Origin of the sequence: Kitasatospora sp. GAS1066B, assembly GCF_041262605.1 — a bacterium.
GTDB lineage: Bacteria > Actinomycetota > Actinomycetes > Streptomycetales > Streptomycetaceae > Kitasatospora.
Genome location: NZ_JBGCCO010000024.1, coordinates 1 through 23,344, shown reverse-complemented (window position 1 = coordinate 23,344; position 23,344 = coordinate 1). Strand labels below are relative to the sequence as shown.

Genomic DNA, 23,344 nt, shown 5'->3' with positions numbered 1-23,344 from the left:
GCTGGAGACGATCATCTCGGTGGTGGCGATCGCGCTGATCCTCCCGCTGAGCCTGATCATCTGACGATCCGAAGGCGGACGGCCGCTCAGCTGAGCGGCCGTCCGCGTGTCCGGTACGCCCGGGCGATCAGGCGCCGCCCTCCGCGAAGGGCCCGCCCCCACCGAAGGCCAGCTCGGCGAAGCGCTCGCCCATCCTGCGATGCGTGGCGGCGTCCGGGTGGAGCTCGTCGGGCAGCGGCAGCTCGGCGAAGTCGGCCTGACCGTAGAGCTCGCGCCCGTCGAGGTGGTGCAGCTGCGGGTCCTCGGCCGACCGCTGTGCCACGATCCGGGCCAGCTCGTCCCGGATGACGCCCAGGCTCAGCTTCCCGCTCGCGCGCTCCGCCGGGTCGCCGGCGGCCCGGAAGCGCAGCTGGCCGGCGCTGAGTGCGGCAGGGTCAGGGAGGCTGGGGCCGGGCGTGTCCTCGTGGATCGGGCAGAGGATCGGCGAGACGACCAGCAGCGGTGTGTCGGGATGGCCTTCGCGGACGGTGTCGAGGAAGCCGTGCACGGCGGGGGTGAAGGCGCGCAGGCGCATCAGGTCGGCGTTGACCAGGTTGATGCCGATCTTGACGCTGATCAGGTCCGCGGGAGTGTCCCGCAGGGCGCGCGCGGTGAACGGGTCGAGCAGGGCGCTGCCGCCGAGGCCCAGGTTGATCAGCTCCACGCCGCCGAGGCCGGCGGCGAGCGCGGGCCAGGTGGTGCTGGGGCTCGCGGCGTCGGAGCCGTGGCTGATCGAACTGCCGTGGTGCAGCCAGACCTTGCTGCCCCGGTCGGGTGCGGGCTCGATGGGGGCGTCGGTGCGCAGGGCGAGGAGTTCGGTGCGCTCGTTGTGCGGCAGCCAGATCTCGACGTGCTTCTCGCCCCCGGGCAGGCCGGTGAAGCGGACGGTGCTGGGCGGGCCGGCCTGGTGCTCGGCGCTCCCGGTGGCCATGTCGATGGTCAGGGTGTTGCCGCCGGCCACCGTGGCCTGGCCGGTCAGGCGCCCGTCGACGAGCAGGTCGTACACGCCGTCCGGGCGGGGCGGGACGCCCAGGTAGACCCGCTTGGTCGGCAGCGTGTCCAACTCGACGGCGGTGGCCCGGGTGCGGAAGGCCAGCCGCACGCCGGAGGGTTGAGCCTCCGCCATGGCGAGCTGTCCGTCGGCGCACTGCGCGCGGGCCCTGGCGGGCAGCCGGTGCGGCAGCAGCCCGTGCGCGGTCTGCTCGAGTTCGAGAGCGCCGCGCACGATGGCCGCGGTGACGGGAGTGGTGATCCAGTGGTGCTGAGTGGGCATCGTGGCAGCCTGCCGATCGGGGTGTGCGGATTGCGGCTCTGAGGACCTGCGGCTCTGAGGACCTGCGGCTCCGAGGACTTACGGCGCGGGCCAGTTCCGCAGCAGGGCGTCGAGGGCGTCGAGGGAGCGCGTCCAGGTCTCCTGGGTGTCGGGGGCGCTGTGACTGAACCCGCCCCCCAGCTCCAGGCTGACGTAGCCGTGGAAGACGCTGCCCAGCAACCGGACCGCGTGCGTCTGGTCCGGCTCGGTCAGGTCGTAGCCGCGCAGGATCGCCCGGGTCATCTGGGCGTGCCGGACGCCGGCGCTGGCGGCCGCGGTCTGCGGATCGAGTCTGAGCTGAGCCGCGGCGTAGCGGCCCGGATGCTCGCGGGCGTAGTCGCGGTAGACGTTCGCGAGGGCGGTCAGCGCGTCCTTGCCGGCCCGGCCGGCCAGCGCGTCGGCGGCCCGGTCGGCCATTTCCTCCAGCGCGAGCAGGGCGATCCTGGTCTTGAGGTCCTGGGAGTTCTTGAGGTGCGAGTACAGGCTCGCGACCTTGACGTCGAACCGCCTGGCCAGCGCCGAGACGGTCACCTGGTCGAATCCGACCTCGTCGGCCAGCTCCGCTCCCGCCTGGGTCAGGCGTTCCGTGGTCAGTCCTGCGCGTGCCATAGCCTCTCCCTCCTTCGACAGGACCGATTATGCATTTGCCTAAAACCTTTAGGCAAATCAGTAAGCCCCTCGTGATTCAGCCATGTGACTCAGATCACATGGAATCCTGCGGCGTCGGCGACGGATTCTCCGCCGCCGGCTGGTCTTGATGTCGACCGAACCTCCCGCCCACCAGCCCCACGGAGCCCCCGATGTCAGACCCCATCCAGACCGCAGTCGTCACCGGAGCCAGTCGCGGCTTCGGACGCGCGATCGCCGCCGCGCTCGTCGCGCGCGGCACCCACGTCGTCGGCATCGCTCGCGACGAGCGGGAACTGCGCACCGTGCGCGACGAACTCGGCGACCGCTTCACACCCGTCGCCGCCGACGCCACCGACGAAGCACTCGCCCAGCAGGTGATCCGCGAGCAGCGCCCCTGCCTGCTCGTCCTCAACGCCGGCGCCACGCCGCACGTGGCGCCCGTGCAGGAGCAGACCTGGGAGACCTTCAGCCGCAACTGGGAGGTCGACACCCGGCACGTGTTCACCTGGACCGGGGCGGCGCTGCGGGAGCCGCTGGCACCGGGCAGCCTGGTCCTGTCGATGTCCAGCGGGGCCGCTCTGGGTGGCTCCCCGCTCAGCGGCGGGTATGCCAGCGCCAAGGCTGCCGTCCGCTACCTGCGCCAGTACGGCGCGGAGGAGTCCGAGCGGGCCGGGTTGGGGATCCGGTTCGTCACGGTGCTGCCGAACATGACCCCGGTCGGCGGGGTGGGCGAGGCCGGGATCAAGGGCTACGCCGCGCGGGCGGGTGTCGATCGGGAGACGTTCATCGAGGGACGGCAGCCGATCCTCCACCTGGAGCAGGTCGGGAAGGCCGTCGTCGAACTCGCCGGGAACCGGGACAGCGGCGCGGAGTACCGGCTCGGCGGCGAGGGTCTGAGCCTGATCGGTTGAGCCGCCACCCGGCCCCACCGCCGCCTACAGTGGCCCCGCCGCACTCCGAGGAGGATCCGCGATGCCGTCGAACGCCGATTTCACCGCCCTGGCCGAGCCGTTCCGGCCGGAACTGCTCGCGCACTGCTACCGGATCCTCGGCTCGATCCACGACGCCGAGGACCTGGTGCAGGAGACCTACCTGCGGGCGTGGCGTGGGTTCGACGGCTTCGAGGGGCGCTCCTCGCTGCGGCGGTGGCTGTACCGGATCGCCACCATGGCCTGCCTGACGGCACTGGAGACGCGCAAGCGCAGGCCCCTGCCGTCGGGGTTGGGCGCGCCATCGGATGACCACCGGGTCGCGGTGGCTCCCCGCGAGCCGACGGTGGCGTGGCTCCAGCCGGCGCCGGACGCCGGGTTCGGCGCCGGCGACCCGGCGTCGGTCGTGGTTGCGCGGACGGGCGTGCGCCTCGCGTTCATCGCCGCGCTCCAGTACTTGTCCGCCCGCCAGCGCGCCGTGCTGACCCTGCGCGACGTGCTGGGGTTCCGGACGGCCGAGGTCGCCGAGATGCTGGACACGACCACTGCGGCCGTGGACAGCGCGCTCCGCCGCGCCCGCGCCCGCCTGGCCGACGCCGGACCGGTCGCGGACGAGCTGGCCGAGCCCGACGAGGGGATCCTGCGCGGCCTCCTCGAGGACTACGTCGACGCCTTCACCCGCGCCGACCCCGCCGCGCTGGTCGACCTGCTGCGGGCCGACGTGGAGCTGGAGATGCCGCCGACCCCGACCTGGTTCACCGGCCGCCGGGCCGTCCTCGGCTTCCTGTCCGCCCGCGTCCTGCGGCCGGACCTGTGGCGGATGACACCCACCCGCGCCAACGGCCAGCCTGCCTTCGTCGTCGACCGCCACGCGGGCGACGGCCGGTACGAGCCCTACGGCATCCACGTCCTGACCCTCAACGGCGCCCGGATCAGCCGCATCACGGCCTTCAACGACCCGAGCCTGGTGCCGACTTTCGGCCGCGCACCCGCGATCACGAACTGAACGGCCTGCTGGTGCGGCGAGTTGCCCGACCCTTCAGTACGGCCACTCCTCCTCCGGGAACACCCGCCCGAACCAGTGCGGTTGCACGTCCCGCAACCGCAACGACCGCCAGCGTCGTGGATCCGCGCCCGCCGGTACCCCGACCGCCACGTCGCGGCCGTAGGCGAAGAGCCGCTCCTGGCAGACCCCGCAGGGCGCCAGGATCCAGTAGCCGCGCGCCTGGTCGGCGAGCGTCACGCAGACCGAGGCCACCACCCGGCGCCCCAGCTTGAACGCCTCGCAGATGGCCCCGGTCTCGTGGCAGAGGCGTACCGCGTTGTTCGGGACCTCCGGTGCGGTGCTGGTGAGGATCGCACCGTCGTCGAGCCGCAGTGCCGCGGCTCCCGACCAGTCCTGCCCGGGAAACCGGGCACGTGCCAACTCGATCGCGGCATCCACCAGTTCTTGGTCAACGGCCATTCAGCGGATGTTACCGGCAGCCCGCCGGACCTGTCGGCGGTGGTAGACGGGCCCGCCGAAGGCGACCACGAGCGCGATGGCCGCCGCGATCGGCAGATCGGGGTGGGCCAGGTACCGGCCGAGCAGCGCGCCGGCCGCCAACGCCACGGCCATCAGCGCCAGTTTGGCCAGGACCAGCCGGCCGATCGGCACCCGGTGGGCCGGCGTCGCACCCGCGCGCCGCTCCCGCCGACGCCGCAGCGTGTGCGCCACCGGCGGGACGACCAGGACCAGCGCCGTGACCCGCACCAGGTGCTGCCACCACGGATCTCCGCTGCCCAGCGCCCAGATGCCGCCGAAGAGCAGCCCGCTCGCGGCATACCCGATCCGGACGGCGACCCCCGAGCCGGGCCGCCGCCTACTGATTCCCCGTCCCCAGCAGCCCGGCCGCCGGGCCCTGTGCCGGGCCGTCCCCGCCCGACAGTCGGCGGGACTCGGCGGCGGCCCAGCTGAAGATGCCCCGAGCCATCAGCGAGGATTCGGCCTCGGCGCGGGCCTGGTTGATCTCCGCGCGCACCGCGTGCGGCGCGGTGTCCTGCGGTGCCGCCTGGACCGCCAACTCGGCCAGGTGGCCGGCCAGTCGCAACTCGCCGGCGTCCGCGTAACGCCGGGCGGCGTCCGTCAGCGACCGCGCCCCGCCCGCCAACTCGGCCAGCGCACAGGCGAGCTGGGCGTCGGGCGCGGGCTTGAGGTGAGCCGGGTTGCCGTCGTACCAGCCGGCGTAGCCCCGCCACGGTTGCGCACGATGAACTCCGGCTCGTCGTACTTGGCCTGGAGGTAGACCCGGTCGGCCAGGTGCGCGGGCGGGCGCACCGACTGGACCAGGTCGTCCAGCCGGGCACCGGAGTTGAGGCCGTCCAGGGTCTGCTCGATCAGGCTCTCCAGCCATTCGGCGGTCTCGGTGAGCGCCTGGCGGATCCGGTCGGCGCCGAAGACCGGGGCACCGTGCGAGGGCAGCATGATCTCCGCGCCCAGGCCCGCCATCCGGCGCAGCGCCACGGCCCACTCGCGCGGGTAGCGCTGGACCTTCTGCGGATTGCCGCAGTTGGGGGTGACCCAGATGAACATGTCGCCCGGGCACAGGATGCGCTGCTCGGGGATCCAGGCCACCGTCGCGTCGTCGGTCTCGCCCCGCACGTGGAACAGCTCGAAGGTCAACTCGCCCCGGGTGACGGTGATCGCGTCCCGGTAGGTCACCTCGGGCCTGCGGTACTCGGTCGGCCAGGTCAGGCTCGGCGCCTGGAACTGCCGCTGGTTGATCACCGCGTTGTAGCCGTTGGTCAGCAGGTACCGGTCGAACCGCTCGCCGATCCGCTCCTGGGCGATCACGGTCGGCCGGGGCGCGTCCTCGGCGTCGAAGCCGCCCATGCCGAAGACGTGGTCGATGTGCCCGTGCGAGAAGATCGCGGTGCTCACCGGGTCGCGGCTCCACGCGCGCACGGCCTGGTGCAGCGGTTCGGCGGCCAGCGGGTTGCCGGTGTCGAAGAGGACGATCTCACCACCGGTGCGGAAGGTGATCACGTTGCCGAAACCGGGGTACCAGCCGACGCCGTCGGTCACGTCGAGCACACCCGTGCCGGCCTGACCGGTGTGCGCGATGCTGTCGTCGACCGCGCCCTGCCAGACCTGGTCGGCGTATTCGGTGAGGGAGAAGCTCATGTCACTTCCTGTCGGAGAGTCCAGGCACCGCCGGCCTGGTGACAGCGCGAGACGAAGATCCGCTCGCTTTTCCCCACCCTCACTCGGCCGGGCGACCCGGACAACCGACCGGACGGACACCCTGAGCGGCCTATCGTTGTGACATGTCACAACGCGACGAGTCACCCCTGCTCGACGACCACGTACGCGAGCAGGCGATCCGGCTCGCCGCCCGTCTCGAACCGCAGGTCAACCAGCTGGCCAGGGAGATCGTCGAGCGCCAGTGGGCCGAGATCCCCGGCTTCGACCGGCTCCCGGGGGACATGCGGGACCTGGAGATCGCCGCGACCACCCGGCACGCCATCCGCGGCTTCCTCCGCTACATCCACCCACCGGTGCCGGACTCCAACTCCGGCACCCACGTCGATGCCGAACTCTTCCGGGAACGAGCGGCCCAGCGCGCCGAGGAGGGGCTCTCGCTGGCCAAGCTGCTCAGGTCCTACCACATCGGCGTCGAGCGGCTGATGGACGCGTTCGCCGCCGCCGCCCGCCCCGGCGAGGAGGCGGCCCTGTGCTGGCTGGCCCGGCGTCAGCTCTCGGCGCTCAACGCCACCGTCGAGATCGTCACCGAGGCCTACCTCGCCGCGCTGGCCGACCAGCAGGTGGCCGCCCGCGAGTTGGCCCGGGCGTTGATCCACGGCGAGGACCCCGAGCAGGTGGCCGCCCGCTACGGCCTCGTCCTCGAACCGGGCTACCTGGTGCTCAGCGTGCGCGCCCCGGGGCCCGAGGGAGTCCAAGGGCCGGTAGCGGTACGGAGGTTGCTCCGCCAGGTGGTGGCGCGGCTCGCCCCGCTGGCCGAGGGCCGCGCGCACAGCCTGCCGGACGAGCACGGCGGCCACCTGCTGCTGCCCGGCGAGACCCCGCACGCCGACCTCGCCCGGTGCCTGGCCACCGGCCTGCCGCAGGCCCCGATCGTCGGTGCCGCCCGGGCCGCGACGCCGGCGGACGTCCCGGCCGCCGCCGACCAGGCGCGCCGGGTCGCGGCCATCGCCCCCGCCCCCGGGCTGTACCGGCTCCAGGACCTGCTGCTCGACTACCACCTGGCCCAACCAGCGGACAGTGCGGCCGAGTTGACCGCCCTGCTCGAACCGCTGGAACAGCACGCCGGCCTGCTCTCGACACTCGCCACCTTCCTCGCCCGCGACCTCGACCGGCGCCGCACCGGCCAGGAGCTCCAGGTGCACCCCAACACCGTCGACAACCGCCTCGCCCGGATCACCCAGCTGACCGGCGTCGACCCGCACACCACCCACGGCGTACAGCTCTTCGGCGCCGCCCTCACCCTGCGCCGGCTCGCCGACGGCCCGGGCGGGTCAGATCGCCCGGCTCGGTCGGACCGCCCGGACGGCCCATAGCCCGGCCGCGCGAACCGGCCTGTTGTCAGTCCTCTCCGGCACACTTCCCGCATGGCTACCTGGCAGCAGTTCGCAACCGAAGCACCCGACCTGGCCGCCGTCATCCGGGCCCGCTTCGAGTCGGCCAAGACCCATGTGCTGGCCACCCTCCGCCAGGACGGCTCGCCCCGGGTATCGGGCTCGGAGGTCGAGTTCACCGGCGCCGACCTCACCTTCGGCTCGATGCTCGGGGCGGTCAAGGCCCGCGATCTCCAGCGCGACGGCCGCTGCGCGATCCACGCCCACCCGGGCGATCCCGAGCAGGAGGGCGACGCCAAGGTCTCCGGCGTGGCCGTCGAGGTGACCGACGCCGTCGAGAAGGCGGCCGCCGCCACCGGAGCGGAGCCGGCGGGCGGCTTCCACGCGTTCCGGCTCGACCTGCGCGAGGCCGTGCACACCGCGGTCGAGAACGATCAGCTCGTTATCCGGCTCTGGCGCCCCGGGTGCCCGGTGCAGGTGTTCCGACGCTCCTGAGCGCGCCGCGACCTCGTGGCCTCCCTCCGGGCCGCGGGTTCTGGTAATGATGGAGGCGGCAGATCCAACCGATGGCCTATGGCGGTTGACCTCGGGTCAGCCGCTGCGAGTCCTCAGCTACGGGACGGGAACAGCATGCCTCTTACCGGTGACTACCAGCCGAGTCCGGAGCAGTGGGTGCGCGACCAGGTGGCCGCGTACGAATCCTCCGGCGGCACCGAGGGGACGATGATGCGGGGCAAGCCCGTCATCATCCTCAGCAGCCTCGGAGCCAAGAGCGGCAAGATCCGCAAGAACCCGCTGATGCGGGTCGAACACGACGGCCGGTACGCCGTGGTGGCATCCCAGGGCGGTGCGCCCAAGCATCCGACCTGGTACTTCAACCTGGTCGCGCATCCGCGGGTCGAACTGCAGGACGGGCCGCAGCGCCAGGACATGACCGCCCGGGAGGCGACCGGCCAGGAGCGGGACCAGTGGTGGGCGCGCGCGGTCGAGGCCTGGCCGGACTACGCCGAATACCAGAAGAAGACCGACCGGGTGATCCCCGTCTTCGTGCTGGAGCCGGTGGCCGGCGGCAACTGACCCTGGTTTCCCGGCAGTTCCTGCAGCCGGGTGGGGACGCACGGCCCCCACCCGGCATCCGCCACTACTCGTTCTCGTAGGTCGCCGTGATCGTCGCCCGGCCGACCGCCTTGAAGCCGAGCGTGGCGCCGATCGCCGCCGCCGAGGCGTCCTCGTCCAACCCCAGCTTCGCGCTGCCCACCGCCGTCACCGAGAAGACGTAGCGGTGCGGGCCGTGCCCGGCCGGCGGCGCGGCACCGCCGAAGTCGTTCGTCCCGTAGTCGTTGCGCGCCTGTACCGCGCCGGCCGGCAGACCCACGAAGTCGCCGTTGCCCGCGCCGGTCGGCAGACCCACGAAGTCGCCGTTGCCCGCGCCGGTCGGCAGCGAGGTCACGGAGGCGGGGATGTCGAACACCACCCAGTGCCACCAGCCGCTGCCGCTCGGGGCGTCGGGGTCGAAGCAGGTGACCGCGAAACTCTCGGTCTCGGGCGGGAAGCCCGACCAGCTCAGCTGCGGGGAGATGTTGCCGCCGGCCAGCACGTGGGCCTCGGGCAACTCGCCGCCGTCGGTGAGGTCGGTGCTGGTCACGGTGAAGCTCGGGACGGGGCGCTGGAAGTCGTGCGGAAGCGGTGGCCTGGTCACGTCGGGGATGCCTCCTGAGGGTCGGGACAGGGTGCTCCGAGCTTAGAGGTCCAGCACAGACGAAGGGCGGCCGACCCGGTGGGGTCGACCGCCCGTCAGCTGATCAGGCGTCAGCTCGGTCCGTCAGCTGACGTGACCTCAGCCCTGGTCCCGCTTGGCCAGGAACTCGGCCACCTGCTCCTGGATCTCCGGCGTGTCCAGCCCGCGCACCGTCATCGTGGTGCGGCGGCGCAGCACGTCGTCCGGCGTGTAGGCCCACTCGTTGTCGGCCGCGAAGGCGACCTGCGCCCACACGTCCGGGCCGTCCGGGTGGATCGGCTCGCCCAGCGCCGGGTCCTCGGCGATCATGCGGGCGATGTCGAAGGAGAGCGTGCCGTAGTGGCTGGCCAGGTGCTTGGCGACCAGCGGCTCCATCCGGGAGCCGGGCTCACGGTCGACCAGCAGGCGGTGCGCGACCGCGTTCGGCGCGCCGACGCCCGGCAGCGGGACGGTCGCGGCGATCGGCGAGATGTCCTCGGCGATGCCGGTGCCGCGCACGTGGGCGAGCTTCTCCAGCACGGTGCGGCCGATGTGCCGGTAGGTGGTCCACTTGCCGCCGGCCACCGACAGCATGCCGCCGCGGCCCTCGGTCACCACGGTCTCGCGCTTGGCGGAGGCGGTGTCGCCGGGGCCGCCGGGCAGCACCCGCAGGCCCGCGAAGGCGTAGGTGATCAGGTCGCGGTCGAGGTGCTCGTCCTTGATCGCGTGGCCGGCCTCGTCCATGATCTGGTTGATGTCGGCCTCGGTGGCCCGCACGTCGCGCGGGTCGCCGGTGTACTCCTCGTCCGTGGTGCCGAGCAGGACGTGGTCCTCCCACGGGATGGCGAAGGAGACGCGGTACTTGTCGATCGGGATGGTCAGCGCGGCGCGCCACGGGGCGCGGCGCTTGACCACCACGTGGGCGCCCTTGGACAGCCGGATCGACGGGGCGGCGCCCGCGTCCTCCATCGCGCGCAGGTGGTCGACCCAGGGGCCGGTGGCGTTCAGCACCAGGCGGGCGTTGACGCCGAACTCGGTGCCGTCCAGTCGGTCCTTCAGGTCCGCACCGGTGACCCGGGTGCCGGTGAAGCGCAGGCCGGTCACCTCGGCGTGGTTGAGCACCACGGCGCCCGCGTCCACGGCGGCGCGCACCGTCATCACGGCGACCCGCGAGTCGTTCATCTGGTGGTCGCCGTAGACCGCGACCGAGCGCAGGCCCTCGGTCTTCAGCGCGGGCACCTGCTGGGCGGCGTGTGCGGCGGTGGAGACCCGGCCCATGCCGTCACGGAAGGCGGAGAGCGCGGAGTAGAGGAAGACGCCGGCGCCGAGCTTGGGGGCGCTGTGCGGGCCGCCCTTGTAGACCGGGACGAAGAAGGTCAGCGGGTTGACCAGGTGCGGGGCCACGTCGGTGGCCAGCGCGCGGCGCTCCTTGTGGTTCTCCGCGACCAGCTTGACCGCGCCGGTCTGCAGGTAGCGCAGACCACCGTGGACCAGCTTGGAGGAGGCGCTCGACGTGGCGCCCGCGAAGTCGCCGGCGTCCACCATGGCGACCTTGAGGCCCGCCTGGGAGGCGGTCCAGGCGACGGCCGTGCCGAGGATGCCGCCCCCGATCACCAGCAGGTCGTAGGTGGCCTTGCCCAGCAGCTCACGGGTCTCGGCGCGGGAAGCGGTGCGGCCGGGGGTGCGCTCGGCGCCCAGGGTCGGGATGGTTGCCATGGTGTGTGTTCCGGGGCCGCGGTGCGGGCGGCGCCGGAGTCTCCTCTCACAGTGCGGTTCGGCCTCAACAGGGTTGGGGCCGGGGAAAACTCGCGAGCCGGCCGGGGCGCGGCCCCGGCCGGCGGCTTGCTCAGCTCTCCTGGTCGTCCTCTTCCACCCAGCCCATGGTGCGCTCCACGGCCTTGAGCCACTTCTTGTACTCGCGCTCGCGCGTGGCCTCGTCCATCCGCGGCGTCCACTCGGCGGCGCGGTGCCAGTTGGCCCGCAGGGTGTCCAGGTCGTTCCAGAAGCCGACGGCCAGGCCGGCCGCGTAGGCCGCGCCGAGCGCGGTGGTCTCGGCCACGAACGGGCGCTCGACCGGGGCGTCCAGCACGTCGGCGATGTTCTGCATCAGCAGGTTGTTGGAGGTCATGCCGCCGTCCACCTTGAGGGCGGTCAGCGTGACGCCGGAGTCCTTCTCCATCGCGTCGACGACCTCGCGGGTCTGCCAGGCGGTGGCCTCGAGCACGGCGCGGGCCAGGTGACCCTTGGTCACGTACCGGGTCAGACCGGCGATCACACCGCGCGCGTCGGAGCGCCAGTACGGGGCGAAGAGACCGGAGAAGGCCGGCACGAAGTAGGCGCCGCCGTTGTCCTCGACGGTGTTGGCCAGGGTCTCGATCTCGGCCGCGGTCGAGATGATGCCGAGTTGATCCCGCAGCCACTGCACCAGCGAGCCGGTGACCGCGATCGAGCCCTCCAGCGCGTAGACCGGGGCCTGGTCGCCGATCCGGTAGCCGACCGTGGTCAGCAGGCCGTTGTAGGAGTGGACCACCTTCTCGCCGGTGTTCAGCAGCAGGAAGGTGCCGGTGCCGTACGTGCTCTTGGCCTCGCCGACGTTGAAGCAGGTCTGGCCGAACAGCGCGGCCTGCTGGTCGCCGAGCGCGGAGGCGACGGGCACGCCCGCCAGGTCGCCGACGGCCTCGCCGTAGACCTCGGCGGAGGAGTGGATCTCCGGCAGCACGGTGAGCGGGACGCCCATCGACTCGGCGATCTTCTCGTCCCAGGCCAGGGTCTGCAGGTTCATCAGCATGGTGCGGCTGGCGTTGGTGACATCGGTGATGTGCTTGCCGCCGTTGACGCCACCGGTGAGGTTCCAGATCACCCAGGTGTCCATGGTGCCGAACAGGATGTCGCCGGCCTCGGCACGCTCGCGCAGGCCCTCCACGTTGTCCAGCAGCCAGCGGATCTTCGGGCCGGCGAAGTAGCTGGCCAGCGGCAGGCCGGTCTCGCGGCGGAACCGGTCCTGGCCGACGTTGCGGCCCAGCTCCCGGCAGAGCGCCTCGGTGCGGGTGTCCTGCCAGACCAGCGCGTTGTGCACCGGCTCGCCGGTGTTCTTGTCCCACAGGACGGTGGTCTCGCGCTGGTTGGTGATGCCGATCGCGCGGATGTCGTCCTTGGTCAGGTTCGCCTTCTCCAGCGCGCCGCGGACCACGGACTGCACCCGGGTCCAGATCTCGGCGGCGTCGTGCTCGACGTAGCCGGGCTGCGGGAAGATCTGACGGTGCTCCTGCTGGTCGACGGCGACGATCCGGCCGTCGGCGCCGAAGATGATGCAGCGGCTGGAGGTGGTGCCCTGGTCGATCGCGGCGATGTAATTGGCGGTCATATGACTCAAGTCCTCGGCTCTGAGGGGTGGGTGGGGGCGTGACGCTGTCAGCACGGTGCCGTTAGAACAGGCCCTTGTACAGCAGGCCGGAGAGCAGGCCGCCGATGACCGGGCCGGCGACCGGTATCCAGGCGTAGCTCCAGTCCGAGCCGCCCTTGTTCGGGATCGGCAGCAGCGAGTGCACGATGCGCGGGCCGAGGTCGCGGACCGGGTTGATGGCGTAGCCGGTCGGGCCGCCGAGCGAGAGGCCGATGCCGACCACGGTGAACGCGGTGAGCAGCACGCCGATGCCGGACAGGCCGATGCCCTTGGTCAGGCCCTGGGTCAGGATCGCCATGCAGAGCACCATGGTCGCGATGATCTCGGTGAGCAGGTTCTGGATCGGGTTCCGGATCTCGGGACCGGTCGAGAAGATGCCCAGCGTGGGCTCCTCGTTGGCCTGGAACTGGCCGAGGTAGCTCAGCCAGACCAGGACGGCGCCGATCATCGCGCCGAGCAGCTGGGAGCCGAGGTAGAGCGGCACCTGGCTCCAGTCGCCGCTCTTGACGGCGAGGGCCAGCGTGACGGCCGGGTTCAGGTGGGCACCGGACTTCGGGGCGACCATGTACGCGGCGACCATGACCGCGAAGCCCCAGCCGAAGGTGATGGCCACCCAACCGGCGTTCAGGGCCTTGGACTTCTTCAGCGTGACGGCGGCGCAGACGCCACCGCCGAGGAGTATCAGCGCGGCCGTGCCGAGCGTTTCGCCGACGAAGACATCGCCGTTCGAGAAGGCGGACACAAAGACTCCTTTGTCCAAATGGCCGGTGCCTAGTGGGCCGAGCCCGTGGCAGGCAGGGTGGGGGAGAGTGCCACGGCGGGGGAGACCGTGGCGGGTTCGGGCTTCCCGTCGTTGGGAGGCGGCCCTGCGGTGGGGTGACGACCGGTGTGCGGCTGATCGGGCTGAGCTCGGATCTTCCGGCGGCCACCGTTCGACATTGTCGACCGCTATGCGGGAGTTTTCCCCTTGGCGGCGGTTACGTCAAGGCCGGGTGACCTCCCTGTGACCCTCCACTCGCCCGACCGGGCCCGCGGCCTCGCGAAGCTAGCAGTCGAATGGCTGAAAATGCGGACAAAACACCGAGGGTGGACAGGAATCCTGTCCACCCTCCGTAATCGTCCGACGGTCGTTCCGGTCCGGCGCCGGCTCGCGTCCGGCCCGCTCAGAACCGCCCGGCGCCCAGGTCGCGGGAGATCGCCCGGGCCGCGTCGCGCACCGAGGCGACCAGCTGCGGCCGCACGAAGCCGTCCTCGCAGACCCGCTCCACGGCCCCGCTCACGCAGACCGCGCCGACCGGGTTGCGCCGGCGGTCCTGGATCAGCGCGCCGATCGAGGCCACCCCCTCCCAGGTCTCCTCGATCGCGTCCGCCCAACCGCGCTCGCGGATCAGCGCGCACTCGGCGTCGATGTCCTCCAGCGAGGTGAGCGTCCGCGGGGTGTAGGCCTCCAGCGGTGCGTCACCCAGCTCGCCGCGGGCCACCGGGTCGTAGGCCAGCAGCACCTTGCCGAGCGCGGTGCTGTGCAGCGGGTGCATCGAGCCCACCTCCAGCACCTGGCGGGTGTCGTCGGGGCGGAAGACGTGATGCACGATCAGCACGCCGTGCTGGTGCAGCACCCCGAGGTAGACCGTCTCGCCGCCGGCCCTGGCCAGGTCGTCGGCCCAGACCAGGGCGCGGGCCCGCAGCTCGTGCACGTCCAGGTAGCTCTGGCCGAGCCGCAGCAGCTCGGCGCCCAGTTGGTACTTGCCGCTCTCCGGGTCCTGCTCGACGAAGCCCTCCTGCTGCAGGGTGCGCAGAATGCCGTGTGCGGTGCCCTTGGCGAGGTCGAGCGAGGTGGCCACCTCGGACAGGCCCAGCCGGCGCTCGCCGCCGGCCAGCAGGCGCATGATCGCGGCGGCCCGGGAGAGCGACTGGATCGGGCCGGGCATGGGGGACCTCCACTGGCAATTCTGGCAAACGGTTCGGGAGACAGTCTGGCGGGTGTTCGACAATGTCGCACAGTTCGTGGTCATGTCGACTGCGGGGGTATCGTCCTGAGTCTGCCAGGCGCGGCCGCTGATTCGCACGTCGCCTACCGGTTCTCGGCCGTTCTCTTCGCCGTCACCTGCCGGGGCCATCAGCGACGACGGCCGCGCCCGCCCGCTCGCCAACCGCCCAGCCGCTCCCGCAACTCGGCGATCCCCGCCGGGCCGACCCGGCAGCAACCGCCCACCAGCCGTGCCCCGTCCGCCACCCAGCCGGTGGCGAAGTCCGCCGGCCCGGTGGCCGCGCCCAGCCAGCACCGGGTGGCGGGATCCCAGCGCTCACCGCTGTTCGGGTAGGCCACCACCGGCTTGCCGGTCACCCGCGCGGCGATCCGCACCGCCGGGCCCACCTCCTGCGGCGCGCAGCAGTTGACCCCGACCGCGACCACCTCCGGCGCGTCGAGTGCCACTGCGAAGGCCTCGGCCAGCGGCTGCCCGGCCCGGGTCCGGCCGTCGGCCACGGTATAGCTGAGCCAGGCCGGCACCCCGAGACCACGCACCGCGCGCACCAGCGCCCGGGCCTCGACCACGTCCGGCACCGTCTCCAGGGCCAGCACATCCGGCTCGGCCGCCACCAGCGCCTCGATCCGCCGCCGGTGGAAGCGCTCCAGCTCGGCCACGCTCAGCCCGTACCGCCCCCGGTACTCCGAGCCGTCCGCCAGCACCGCGCCGTACGGCCCCACCGAGGCCGCCACCCAGCGCCGCCGCCCACCGGCCGCGGCATCCTCAGCTCCGACACCGTCGGCCGCCGCCCGGGCCAGCGTCACGCTCGACGCCAGCAGCCGCCGCGCCGCGTCCGGCCCGATCCCGCGCCGGGCGAACCCCTCGAAGCTCGCCTGGTAGCTGGCCGTGATCACCACCTCGGCGCCGGCCGCGTAGTACGCCCGATGCGCCGCCACCAGCGCCTCGGGCGCGTCCGCCAGCAGCCGCGCCGACCAGAGCGCCCCGTCCGCCAGGTCCTCGCCGGCAGCGGCCAACTGGTTCGACAACCCGCCGTCCAGCACCAGCACATCCGCCGCCAGCGCCTGCCCGAACTCCGACCGCACCGCCATCACCTCTCCTGACACCTCTCATCCGCACCGTAGCCCCGCCGTCAGCCGTGCGGACTACCATCCACCCCATGACCATTCACCAGGCTGCTGCTCAGGGCCGTCCCGCCACCTTCGGCCCCTGGGCGCACTGCCACTGGTGCGGCGCCGCCTACCCGGCCGGCACCACCGACTGGCCGCGCACCTGCGTCGGGTGCGGCGAGATCAGCTACCGCAACCCGCTACCCGTGACGGTCAGCCTGCTCCCGGTCAACCGCCCCGACGGCGGGCAGAGCCTGGCGGTGATCCGCCGCACCATCGAGCCGGGCTACGGCCTGCTGGCCCTGCCCGGCGGCTACGTCGACTTCGGCGAGAGCTGGCAGCAGGCCGCGGTGCGCGAACTGCGCGAGGAGACCGGCATCCACGCCGACGCCGCCGACGTCACCCTGGTCGCCACCGACTCGGACAGCGCGGGCGGCTTCCTCTGCCTCTTCGCGCTCCTCCCGGCCCAGGACCTGACCGCCCTGCCGCCCTCCGTGCCCACCGACGAGACCGAGGGCTGGCAGCTGATCGACGCCCCGATCCAGCTCGCCTTCCCCTTCCACACCAGGGTGGCCGCCGCCTGGTTCGCGGGGGAGTACCGGCCCCGGAGCTGACCCGCCACCGGCGCCACCCCCTCGCCTATTCCGCCGGCAGCGCCACCGCGTCCCGCAGCTGTGCCAGCTCCGCGGCCGGCCCCGTCACGCTCAGCCGCGCCTGCGCCCCGCGCCCGAACGCGAAGAGCAGCAGCTCGGCCGGCTCCCCGGTGACCCGCACCGAGCCGGGCCGCCGCTGACCCACCGTCAGATTGCGCCCGTCCGGCAGGCAGAGCAGCAACCGCACCGGCGTGCGCCGCCCCACCTCGAACCGGGCCGGCATCGGCAACCGGCGCCAGAGCAGCTCCGCCAACGCCGGATCCACCGCCTGCGGCTCCCACGGCACCGCCCGCCGGACGTCCTCGGCGTGTACGAAGTACTCCACCGCGTTGGCCAGCTCGTCCACCCCGGGCAGCGCGAACGGCGACAGCCGCGGCGGCCCGGCCCGGAACCGCGCGACCAACTCGGCGTACGGGCGCGCCGCGTACCCGGCCTGCACCCGCGCCGTCCAGCCCGCGAAGAGCGGCAGCTGGATCCCCGGCCCCGCGTCCGGACGGCCCTCGCGGACCAGCAGGTGCGCGGCCAGGTCCCGGGTCAGCCAGCCGGCGCAGAGCGTCGGCGCGTCCGGTCCCGCCGCCGCCAGCAGCTCCGCCAACCGCTGCCGCTCCCCACGCGCGTAGTTCGACATACCGTCAGGGTAGCGGCGGCGGCCGGTGGCAGATCCGTGCGCGCGGCAGCCCGTCACGGCGAGATCCGTGCGTCCGCCGCCGCCCTGCCGGCCGCCGAGGCAGCATGACCAGATCACGATCGCACCCGTCCCGCGAGGAGTACCGCCATGACATCGACCCTGCGTGAATCCGCCGCCCTGCTGCAGCCCGAGCTGGTCGCCCTGCGCCGCGCGCTGCACCAGGACCCGGAGATCGGTCTCGAGCTGCCGCTGACCCAGGCCAAGGTGCTCGCCGCGCTGGCCGGCCTGCCGCTGGAGATCACCCTCGGCAAGCGCCTCAGCTCGGTCACCGCCGTGCTGCGCGGCGGCCGGCCTGGCCCGACCGTGCTGCTCCGCGCCGACCTGGACGCGCTGCCGGTCCAGGAGGCCACCGGGCTGCCCTTCGCCTCCACCATCCCCGGCGCCATGCACGCCTGCGGCCACGACCTGCACACCGCCGCCCTGGTCGGCGCCGCCAGACTGCTGGCCGAGCGGCAGGCCGAACTGCCCGGCGCGGTGATCCTGATGTTCCAGCCCGGTGAGGAGGGGGCCGGCGGCGCCCGGGTGATGATCGACGAGGGCGTGCTGACCGCCGCCGGCGAGCCGCCGGTGGCTGCGTACGCGCTGCACGTGGGGGCCGCCCAGCTGCCGTTCGGCCTGGTCGCCACCCGCCCCGGCCCGGTGCTGGCCGGCTCCGACACGCTCACCGTCACCGTGCACGGCCACGGCGGCCACGGCTCCAGCCCGCACCTGGCGCTCGACCCGGTCCCGGTCGCCTGCGAGGCCGTCCTGGCCCTGCAGACCCTGGCGACCCGGCGGTTCGACGTCCAGGACCCGGTGGTGCTGACCGTCGGCAGCTTCCACGCCGGCACCGCCGCCAACGTGATCCCGGACCAGGCGGTCTTCTCCGCGACCATCCGCTCCTTCTCCCCGCAGGCCCGCGAGCGGGTGCTCGCCGAGGCGCCCCGCCTGGCCCGCGGCGTGGCGCAGGCGCACGGGCTGACCGCCGAAGCCGTCGTCGAGGAGGGCTACCCGGTCACCGTCAACCACCCGGCCGAGACCGAGTTCGCCGCCCGCACCGCCCGCGAACTGCTCGGCGCCGAAAGGTTCTTCGAGCTTCCGCACCCGATCGCCGGCTCGGAGGACTTCGCCGTGGTCGCCGAGCACGTCCCCGCCGCCTACCTGATGGTCGGCGCCTGCCCACCCGGCACCGACCCGACCACGGCCGCCTACAACCACGCCCCGCAGGCCGTCTTCGACGACGCCGTACTCGGCGACACCGCCGCCCTGCTGGCCGCCCTCGCACTGGAGCGCCTCGGCCAGGCCTGAGGCCGACCGCCAGGTCGCCCCTGGCGCACCGGACGATCACGTGGCAGGGTCTGCACCGTCCGTACGCACGGGGAGGGGAACCGCCACCAGCGCCACCCCGCCCCCATCCTCCGGCCGGGAGACCACCACCGTGAGCACCCCACCCAAGGACCAGGCCCCCGCCGGAGCGGCGAGCGAGCCGCTCTGGCGCCCCACCCCCGAGGTGGCCGCGGCCACCCGCCTGGTCGCCTTCCAGGCCTGGGCCGCCGAGCACCACGGCGCCCCCGCCGCCCCGCTCGCCCCCGTCCCGGACGACGCCACCGCCGCCGCCCGCTACGCCGACCTGCACGCCTGGTCCACCGCCGACCTCAGCCGGTTCTGGACCGCGGTCACCGAGTACTTCGACGTCCGCTTCGGCACGCCGCCGCAGGCCGTGCTCGCCGACCCGGCGATGCCCGGCGCCCGCTGGTTCCCCGGCGCCACCCTCAACTACGCCGAGCACGCGCTGCGCTTCGGCGCCGACCCGGCCCACGCCGAGCTCCCCGCGATCCTGCACCTGGACGAGACCACCGCCGAGCCGACCGCCCTCAGCTGGGCCGAACTGCGCCGCCAGGTCGGCTCGCTGGCCGCCGCACTGCGCGCCCAGGGCGTCGGCCCCGGCGACCGGGTCGGCGCCTACCTGCCCAACATCCCGCAGGCCATCGTCGCGCTGCTCGCCACCGCCTCGATCGGCGCGATCTGGACCTCCTGCGCCCCGGACTTCGGCGCCCGCAGCGTGCTCGACCGCCTCCAGCAGATCGAGCCGGTCGTCCTGTTCGCCGTCGACGGCTACCACTACGGCGGCAAGAACCACGACCGCACCGAGGTGGTCGCCGAGCTGCGCCGCGAACTGCCCACCCTGCGCGCGGTGGTGCACGTCCCGCTGCTCGGCACCCCGGCCCCCGAGGGCGCCTTGAACTGGGCCGAGCTCACCGCCGCCGACACCGCGCCGGTCTTCGAACAGCTCCCCTTCGACCACCCGCTCTGGGTGCTCTACTCCTCCGGTACCACCGGCCTGCCCAAGGCCATCGTGCAGAGCCAGGGCGGCATCCTGGTCGAGCACCTCAAGCAAGCCGCCCTGCACCTCGACCTCGGCCCGGACGACCGCTTCCTCTGGTACACCTCCACCGGCTGGATGATGTGGAACTTCCTGGTGGCCGGCCTGCTGGTCGGCGCCACCGTGGTCACCTACGACGGCAGCCCGGGCCACCCCACCACCGGCGCCCTGTGGGAGGTGGCCGCCCGCACCCGCGCCACCGTGCTCGGCACCTCCGCCGCCTACGTGATCGCCAGCCGCAAGGCCGACCTGCACCCGGGCCGCGACCTCGACCTGTCCGCCGTCCGCTGCATCGGCACCACCGGCTCCCCGCTGCCCCCCGACGGCTTCCGCTGGATCTACGACGAGGTCAAGCCGGACGTCTGGCTCGCCTCGGTCAGCGGTGGCACCGACGTCTGCAGCTGCTTCGTCGGCGGCGTCCCCACCCTCCCGGTCCACCTCGGCGAGATCCAGGCCCCCTGCCTGGGCGCCGCCGTCGAGTCCTGGGACGTCAACGGCAAGCCGCACACCGACGAGGTCGGCGAACTGGTGGTCACCAAGCCGATCCCGTCCATGCCCACCGGCTTCTGGAACGACCCCGAAGGCACCCGCTACCGGGACAGCTACTTCGAGATGTTCCCCGGCACCTGGCGCCACGGCGACTGGATCACCATCACCTCGCACGGCACCGTGGTCATCCACGGCCGCTCCGACTCCACCCTCAACCGCCAAGGCGTGCGGATGGGTTCCTCCGACATCTACGAGGTGGTCGAACGGCTGCCCGAGATCGCCGAGTCCCTGGTGATCGGCCTGGAGGAGGACGGCGGCGGTTACTGGATGCCGCTCTTCGTCGTCCTCGCCCCCGGCGCCGAGCTGAACGACGAGCTCCGCGGCCGGATCCGCACCGTGCTGCGCGAGCAGCTCTCCCCGCGCCACGTCCCCGACGAGGTGATCGCCGTCGACGGCCTGCCGCACACCCTCACCGGCAAGCGGATCGAGGTCCCGGTCAAGCGCCTGCTCGCCGGCACCCCGCTCGACCAGGCGGTCAACCCCGGTTCCGTCGACAACCTCGACCACCTGCGCTTCTTCGAGCGCCTCGGCCGCGAACGCCGCGGCTGACCACGACGAAGGGGCCCCCGCCACGGCGGGGGCCCCTTCGCTACGCCTGCCTCCGGCTCACTCGCCGGACAGCACCTGCTGCGCGGCGGTCCGCGCCTCCTCCGCGCTGTCCGCCGACCGAGCGGCCGCCGCGGCCCGCTGACACTGCGCCAGCGTGAAGGTCGCCAGCGAGGCCCGGACGTACGGGATCGAGGCCGAACCCATCGACAGACTGGTCACGCCGAGACCGGTCAGCACGCAGGCCAGCACCGGGTCGGCGGCCGCCTCGCCACAGACCCCGCAGCTCTTCCCGGCCGCCTGCGCCGCCGAGGCGGCCGCCGCCACCAGATCCAGCAGCGCCGGCTGCCACGGGTCCTGCAGCCGAGCCAGCGCACCGACCTGACGGTCCGCCGCGAAGGTGTACTGCGCCAGGTCGTTGGTCCCCAACGAGAGGAACTCGACCTCCTCCAGGATCGAGCGCGCCCGCAGCGCGGCCGACGGGATCTCCACCATCGCGCCGAACTTCGCCTCCAGCCCCGCCTCCCGGCAGGCCTGCGCGAACGCCTTGGCATCCGCCCGGTCCGCCACCATCGGCGCCATCACCTCAAGGTGCACCGGCAGGCCCTCGGCCGCCGTCGCCAGCGCTCGCAGCTGGGTCCGCAGCACCTCCGGGTGTTCCAGCAGCGTGCGCAGACCGCGTACCCCGAGCGCCGGGTTCGGCTCGTCGGCCGGGGTCAGGAACTCCAGCGGCTTGTCAGCGCCCGCGTCCAGCACCCGGACCACCACCCGACCCTCCGGGAAGGCCTCCAGCACCTTGCGGTAGGCCTCGACCTGGGTCTCCTCGCTCGGCGCCCGCTTGGAGTCGTCGAGGAAGAGGAACTCGGTACGGAACAGCCCGACGCCTTCGGCACCGGCCTCCAGCGCCGCCGCCACGTCACCGGGACCGCCGACGTTCGCGAGCAGCGGCACCAGATGCCCGTCCGAGGTCCGCCCCGGACCCGAGGACGCCGCCAGCGCCGCCTTGCGTTCGGCGGCCAGCGCCCGCAGCTCGGCCTGCTCCGCCTCGCTCGGGCTGATCAGCACCTCGCCGCTGCTGCCGTCCACCGCCACCACGACACCCTCGGCGATCCCGGTCGCCCCCGGCAGTGCGACCACGGCCGGCACACCCAGGGCCCGCGCCAGGATCGCCGAGTGGCTGGTCGGCCCGCCCTCCTCGGTGACGAAGCCGAGCACCAGGGTCGGGTCGAGCAGCGCGGTGTCGGCCGGCGCCAGGTCCCGGGCGAGCAGCACATACGGCTCGTCGCTGTCCGGCACGCCCGGCATCGGCACGCCCAGCAGACGGGCCACGATCCGGTTGCGCACATCGTCCAGGTCCGCCACCCGGCCTGCCAGGTACTCACCGGCCGCCGCCAGCAGCGCCCGGTAGGCGGCGAACGCGTCGTAGACACCGCGCTCGGCGCTGCTGCCCACCGCGATCCGGCGCTCGACATCCGCCATCAGCTCGGGATCCTGCGCCATCAGCGCCTGCGCCTCGAGCACCGCCTGGGCCTCACCGCCCGCCAGGTTGCCGCGCGCGATCAGATCGGCGGCCACCGCGTCCACGGCCGCCTTGGCCCGCGCCTGCTCGCGCGGCGCGTCCTCGGTCGGGATTCGGGTGGTCGGGGGCTCCAGCACCGCGGTCCCCATGTGCCGCACCTGACCGATGGCGACCCCGTGGCTGACACCCACGCCGCGCAGCGTCTTCTCCATCTGCTTCATTTCCTCTCGCCCGCATCGCAGCCCCGCCCCACCAGACCACGAGGGACGGGGCACTGTCCGGCGTTCCGTAGGGTCCGTCAGTTCCAGGTGAAGAGCTCGCCGCCGGTGGCGACCTCGCCGGACTCGGCCACCGCGCCGAGCTGCTCCAGCGAGGCCTCCAGCGCCACGATCGGCGAGATCGGCGACTTGCCGGCGGCCTCCACCGCGGCCGGATTCCACGAGATCACCGGCTGCCCGCGCTTCACCTGGTCGCCCTTGCTGACCAGCAGCTCGAAGCCCTCCCCGTTCAACTGCACGGTGTCGATCCCCAGGTGGGTCAGCACACCGTGGCCGTCCGCGTCCATCACCACGAACGCGTGCGGGTGCATGGAGACGACCAGCCCGTCCACCGGCGCAACTGCCGTAGTGGGTTCACGCACCGGGTCGATGGCGGTACCAGGACCCACCATCGCGCCCGAGAAGACGGGGTCGGGGACATTGGCGAGTCCAATGGCGCGGCCGGTCAGCGGCGACGTCACTGTGGTCATGGTGGAGCCTCCCAGGTGCGGAGTACGTACAGCGTGCTGCCGCGGCCAGCGGCGGGATGTGTCGGCTGAAGCCTAAATCATGTCAACTTCGGACAGACCGTCATATAAGGCATCACCCACCCAGGCAGTCCCGCGCGACCCGCCGCACTAACTCCGGCCACGGCCGCCGCCCGGATCCCGGGCCGGACAGGCCCTCAGGTGACACAAGTGGTCTAGTCCTCTTGGTCGACGCGCCGCACTCTACGGCATCCGAGTGAGTCCGACGATCGCTCCGGCGCGCCAGGTCGCGCGGTGCTGGCACTCGGTTGGCCCAAGGTGCACCATGCCCGATTAGGCGCACCGGCCCAGAGGGTCTATGGTTGGCCGAGTCGCCGCGAGGCGGTTGTAAATCCAGCGCCAACGCTGAGTGAATGTCCGGTGAAATCCGAACGAAACTCGCGTGATACGCTGAGGACACGAAAGAACGCAGTAACACTGAAACGAATGCCCGGAGAGCTTGCGAGAGCGGCTTGAAGGAAGTGTCCGTTCCTTGAGAACTCAACAGCGTGCCAAAAGTCAACGCCAGATATGTTGACATCCC

At 72.8% G+C, this 23,344-nt stretch carries 22 protein-coding genes and 1 pseudogene; 8 read left to right on the top strand and 15 right to left on the bottom strand.

The genetic code is table 11. From position 1 onward, the window contains the following. Positions 1-127 precede the first annotated feature (127 nt). Positions 128-1,312, bottom strand: coding sequence for an SGNH/GDSL hydrolase family protein (locus ABH937_RS25315; protein ID WP_280694482.1), 1,185 nt, complete (start codon positions 1,310-1,312; stop codon positions 128-130). Positions 1,313-1,390: 78 nt separating this feature from the next. Continuing rightward, on the bottom strand, positions 1,391-1,960 hold the full coding sequence (locus tag ABH937_RS25310) for a TetR/AcrR family transcriptional regulator (protein WP_280694481.1): 570 nt from the start codon (positions 1,958-1,960) through the stop codon (positions 1,391-1,393). A 191-nt stretch (positions 1,961-2,151) separates the two neighbouring features. Between ABH937_RS25310 and ABH937_RS25305 the strand changes: the two genes are divergently transcribed. Next, positions 2,152-2,892, top strand: coding sequence for an SDR family oxidoreductase (locus tag ABH937_RS25305; RefSeq protein ID WP_280694480.1), 741 nt, complete (start codon positions 2,152-2,154; stop codon positions 2,890-2,892). A gap of 61 nt (positions 2,893-2,953) precedes the next feature. Then, entirely contained in the window at positions 2,954-3,916 is a 963-nt protein-coding gene (locus ABH937_RS25300; protein ID WP_280694479.1) for an RNA polymerase subunit sigma-70, read from the top strand. A 33-nt stretch (positions 3,917-3,949) separates the two neighbouring features. On the opposite strand, the gene ABH937_RS25295 is transcribed toward ABH937_RS25300, so the two are convergent. The 4 genes and pseudogenes from ABH937_RS25295 to ABH937_RS25280 form a co-directional block, all read right to left on the bottom strand. Continuing rightward, the gene (locus ABH937_RS25295) at positions 3,950-4,375 is read right to left on the bottom strand and encodes a cytidine deaminase (RefSeq protein ID WP_280694477.1); all 426 of its coding nucleotides are present in this window, start codon (positions 4,373-4,375) and stop codon (positions 3,950-3,952) included. After that, positions 4,376-4,663 carry a hypothetical protein gene (locus ABH937_RS25290; RefSeq protein WP_280694476.1) on the bottom strand — a complete coding sequence of 96 codons (288 nt, stop codon included), beginning with the start codon at positions 4,661-4,663 and terminating at the stop codon, positions 4,376-4,378. It lies immediately after the preceding gene. A 109-nt stretch (positions 4,664-4,772) separates the two neighbouring features. After that, positions 4,773-5,303, bottom strand: coding sequence for an alkyl sulfatase dimerization domain-containing protein (locus ABH937_RS25285; protein WP_280694475.1), 531 nt, complete (start codon positions 5,301-5,303; stop codon positions 4,773-4,775). Positions 5,304-5,419: 116 nt separating this feature from the next. Next, positions 5,420-6,073, bottom strand: a pseudogene (locus ABH937_RS25280) (MBL fold metallo-hydrolase); the annotation flags it as partial. Between the two features lie 143 nt (positions 6,074-6,216). On the opposite strand from ABH937_RS25280, the gene ABH937_RS25275 reads away from it, so the two are divergent. From ABH937_RS25275 to ABH937_RS25265, 3 genes are all read left to right on the top strand, one after another. Then, entirely contained in the window at positions 6,217-7,467 is a 1,251-nt protein-coding gene (locus ABH937_RS25275) for a CdaR family transcriptional regulator (RefSeq protein WP_280694474.1), read from the top strand. A gap of 51 nt (positions 7,468-7,518) precedes the next feature. Beyond that, the gene (locus ABH937_RS25270; RefSeq protein WP_280694473.1) at positions 7,519-7,980 is read left to right on the top strand and encodes a pyridoxamine 5'-phosphate oxidase family protein; all 462 of its coding nucleotides are present in this window, start codon (positions 7,519-7,521) and stop codon (positions 7,978-7,980) included. 135 nt (positions 7,981-8,115) lie between these two features. Further along, a complete protein-coding gene (locus ABH937_RS25265; RefSeq protein ID WP_280694472.1) occupies positions 8,116-8,562 on the top strand; it encodes a nitroreductase family deazaflavin-dependent oxidoreductase in 447 nt (148 codons plus the stop codon). Positions 8,563-8,626: 64 nt separating this feature from the next. Here ABH937_RS25265 and ABH937_RS25260 read toward each other — a convergent pair whose 3' ends face one another. The 6 genes from ABH937_RS25260 to mmuM all read right to left on the bottom strand — a co-directional run bounded on the left by ABH937_RS25260 (position 8,627) and on the right by mmuM (position 15,681). Next, complete coding sequence (locus ABH937_RS25260) at positions 8,627-9,193, bottom strand: YbhB/YbcL family Raf kinase inhibitor-like protein (RefSeq protein WP_280694509.1); 567 nt, start codon at positions 9,191-9,193, stop codon at positions 8,627-8,629. Positions 9,194-9,322: 129 nt separating this feature from the next. Then, positions 9,323-10,918 (bottom strand): glycerol-3-phosphate dehydrogenase/oxidase, encoded by a 1,596-nt coding sequence (locus ABH937_RS25255; RefSeq protein ID WP_280694471.1) that lies wholly within the window; start codon positions 10,916-10,918, stop codon positions 9,323-9,325. A gap of 130 nt (positions 10,919-11,048) precedes the next feature. After that, a complete protein-coding gene (glpK, locus tag ABH937_RS25250; protein ID WP_280694470.1) occupies positions 11,049-12,566 on the bottom strand; it encodes a glycerol kinase GlpK in 1,518 nt (505 codons plus the stop codon). 61 nt (positions 12,567-12,627) lie between these two features. Beyond that, complete coding sequence (locus ABH937_RS25245) at positions 12,628-13,347, bottom strand: MIP/aquaporin family protein (protein WP_370219567.1); 720 nt, start codon at positions 13,345-13,347, stop codon at positions 12,628-12,630. A gap of 421 nt (positions 13,348-13,768) precedes the next feature. Continuing rightward, a complete protein-coding gene (locus tag ABH937_RS25240; protein ID WP_280694468.1) occupies positions 13,769-14,533 on the bottom strand; it encodes an IclR family transcriptional regulator in 765 nt (254 codons plus the stop codon). Between the two features lie 188 nt (positions 14,534-14,721). Beyond that, complete coding sequence (gene mmuM / locus ABH937_RS25235) at positions 14,722-15,681, bottom strand: homocysteine S-methyltransferase (RefSeq protein WP_370219566.1); 960 nt, start codon at positions 15,679-15,681, stop codon at positions 14,722-14,724. A gap of 68 nt (positions 15,682-15,749) precedes the next feature. On the opposite strand from mmuM, the gene ABH937_RS25230 reads away from it, so the two are divergent. After that, on the top strand, positions 15,750-16,313 hold the full coding sequence (locus ABH937_RS25230) for an NUDIX domain-containing protein (protein ID WP_280694465.1): 564 nt from the start codon (positions 15,750-15,752) through the stop codon (positions 16,311-16,313). A gap of 25 nt (positions 16,314-16,338) precedes the next feature. Here ABH937_RS25230 and ABH937_RS25225 read toward each other — a convergent pair whose 3' ends face one another. Next, entirely contained in the window at positions 16,339-16,980 is a 642-nt protein-coding gene (locus ABH937_RS25225; RefSeq protein WP_370219565.1) for a TIGR03085 family metal-binding protein, read from the bottom strand. A 147-nt stretch (positions 16,981-17,127) separates the two neighbouring features. On the opposite strand from ABH937_RS25225, the gene ABH937_RS25220 reads away from it, so the two are divergent. Beyond that, positions 17,128-18,327 (top strand): M20 family metallopeptidase, encoded by a 1,200-nt coding sequence (locus tag ABH937_RS25220; protein WP_280694463.1) that lies wholly within the window; start codon positions 17,128-17,130, stop codon positions 18,325-18,327. A 130-nt stretch (positions 18,328-18,457) separates the two neighbouring features. Further along, positions 18,458-20,500 (top strand): acetoacetate--CoA ligase, encoded by a 2,043-nt coding sequence (locus tag ABH937_RS25215; protein ID WP_370219564.1) that lies wholly within the window; start codon positions 18,458-18,460, stop codon positions 20,498-20,500. A 57-nt stretch (positions 20,501-20,557) separates the two neighbouring features. Here the strand turns inward: ABH937_RS25215 and ptsP are convergent, their stop codons facing one another. Both ptsP and ABH937_RS25205 read right to left on the bottom strand, forming a co-directional pair. Further along, a complete protein-coding gene (gene ptsP, locus ABH937_RS25210; RefSeq protein WP_370219648.1) occupies positions 20,558-22,228 on the bottom strand; it encodes a phosphoenolpyruvate--protein phosphotransferase in 1,671 nt (556 codons plus the stop codon). Between the two features lie 86 nt (positions 22,229-22,314). After that, positions 22,315-22,764: a PTS glucose transporter subunit IIA gene (locus ABH937_RS25205; protein ID WP_280694461.1), complete on the bottom strand. Its 450-nt coding sequence runs from the start codon at positions 22,762-22,764 to the stop codon at positions 22,315-22,317. Positions 22,765-23,344: the final 580 nt, after the last annotated feature.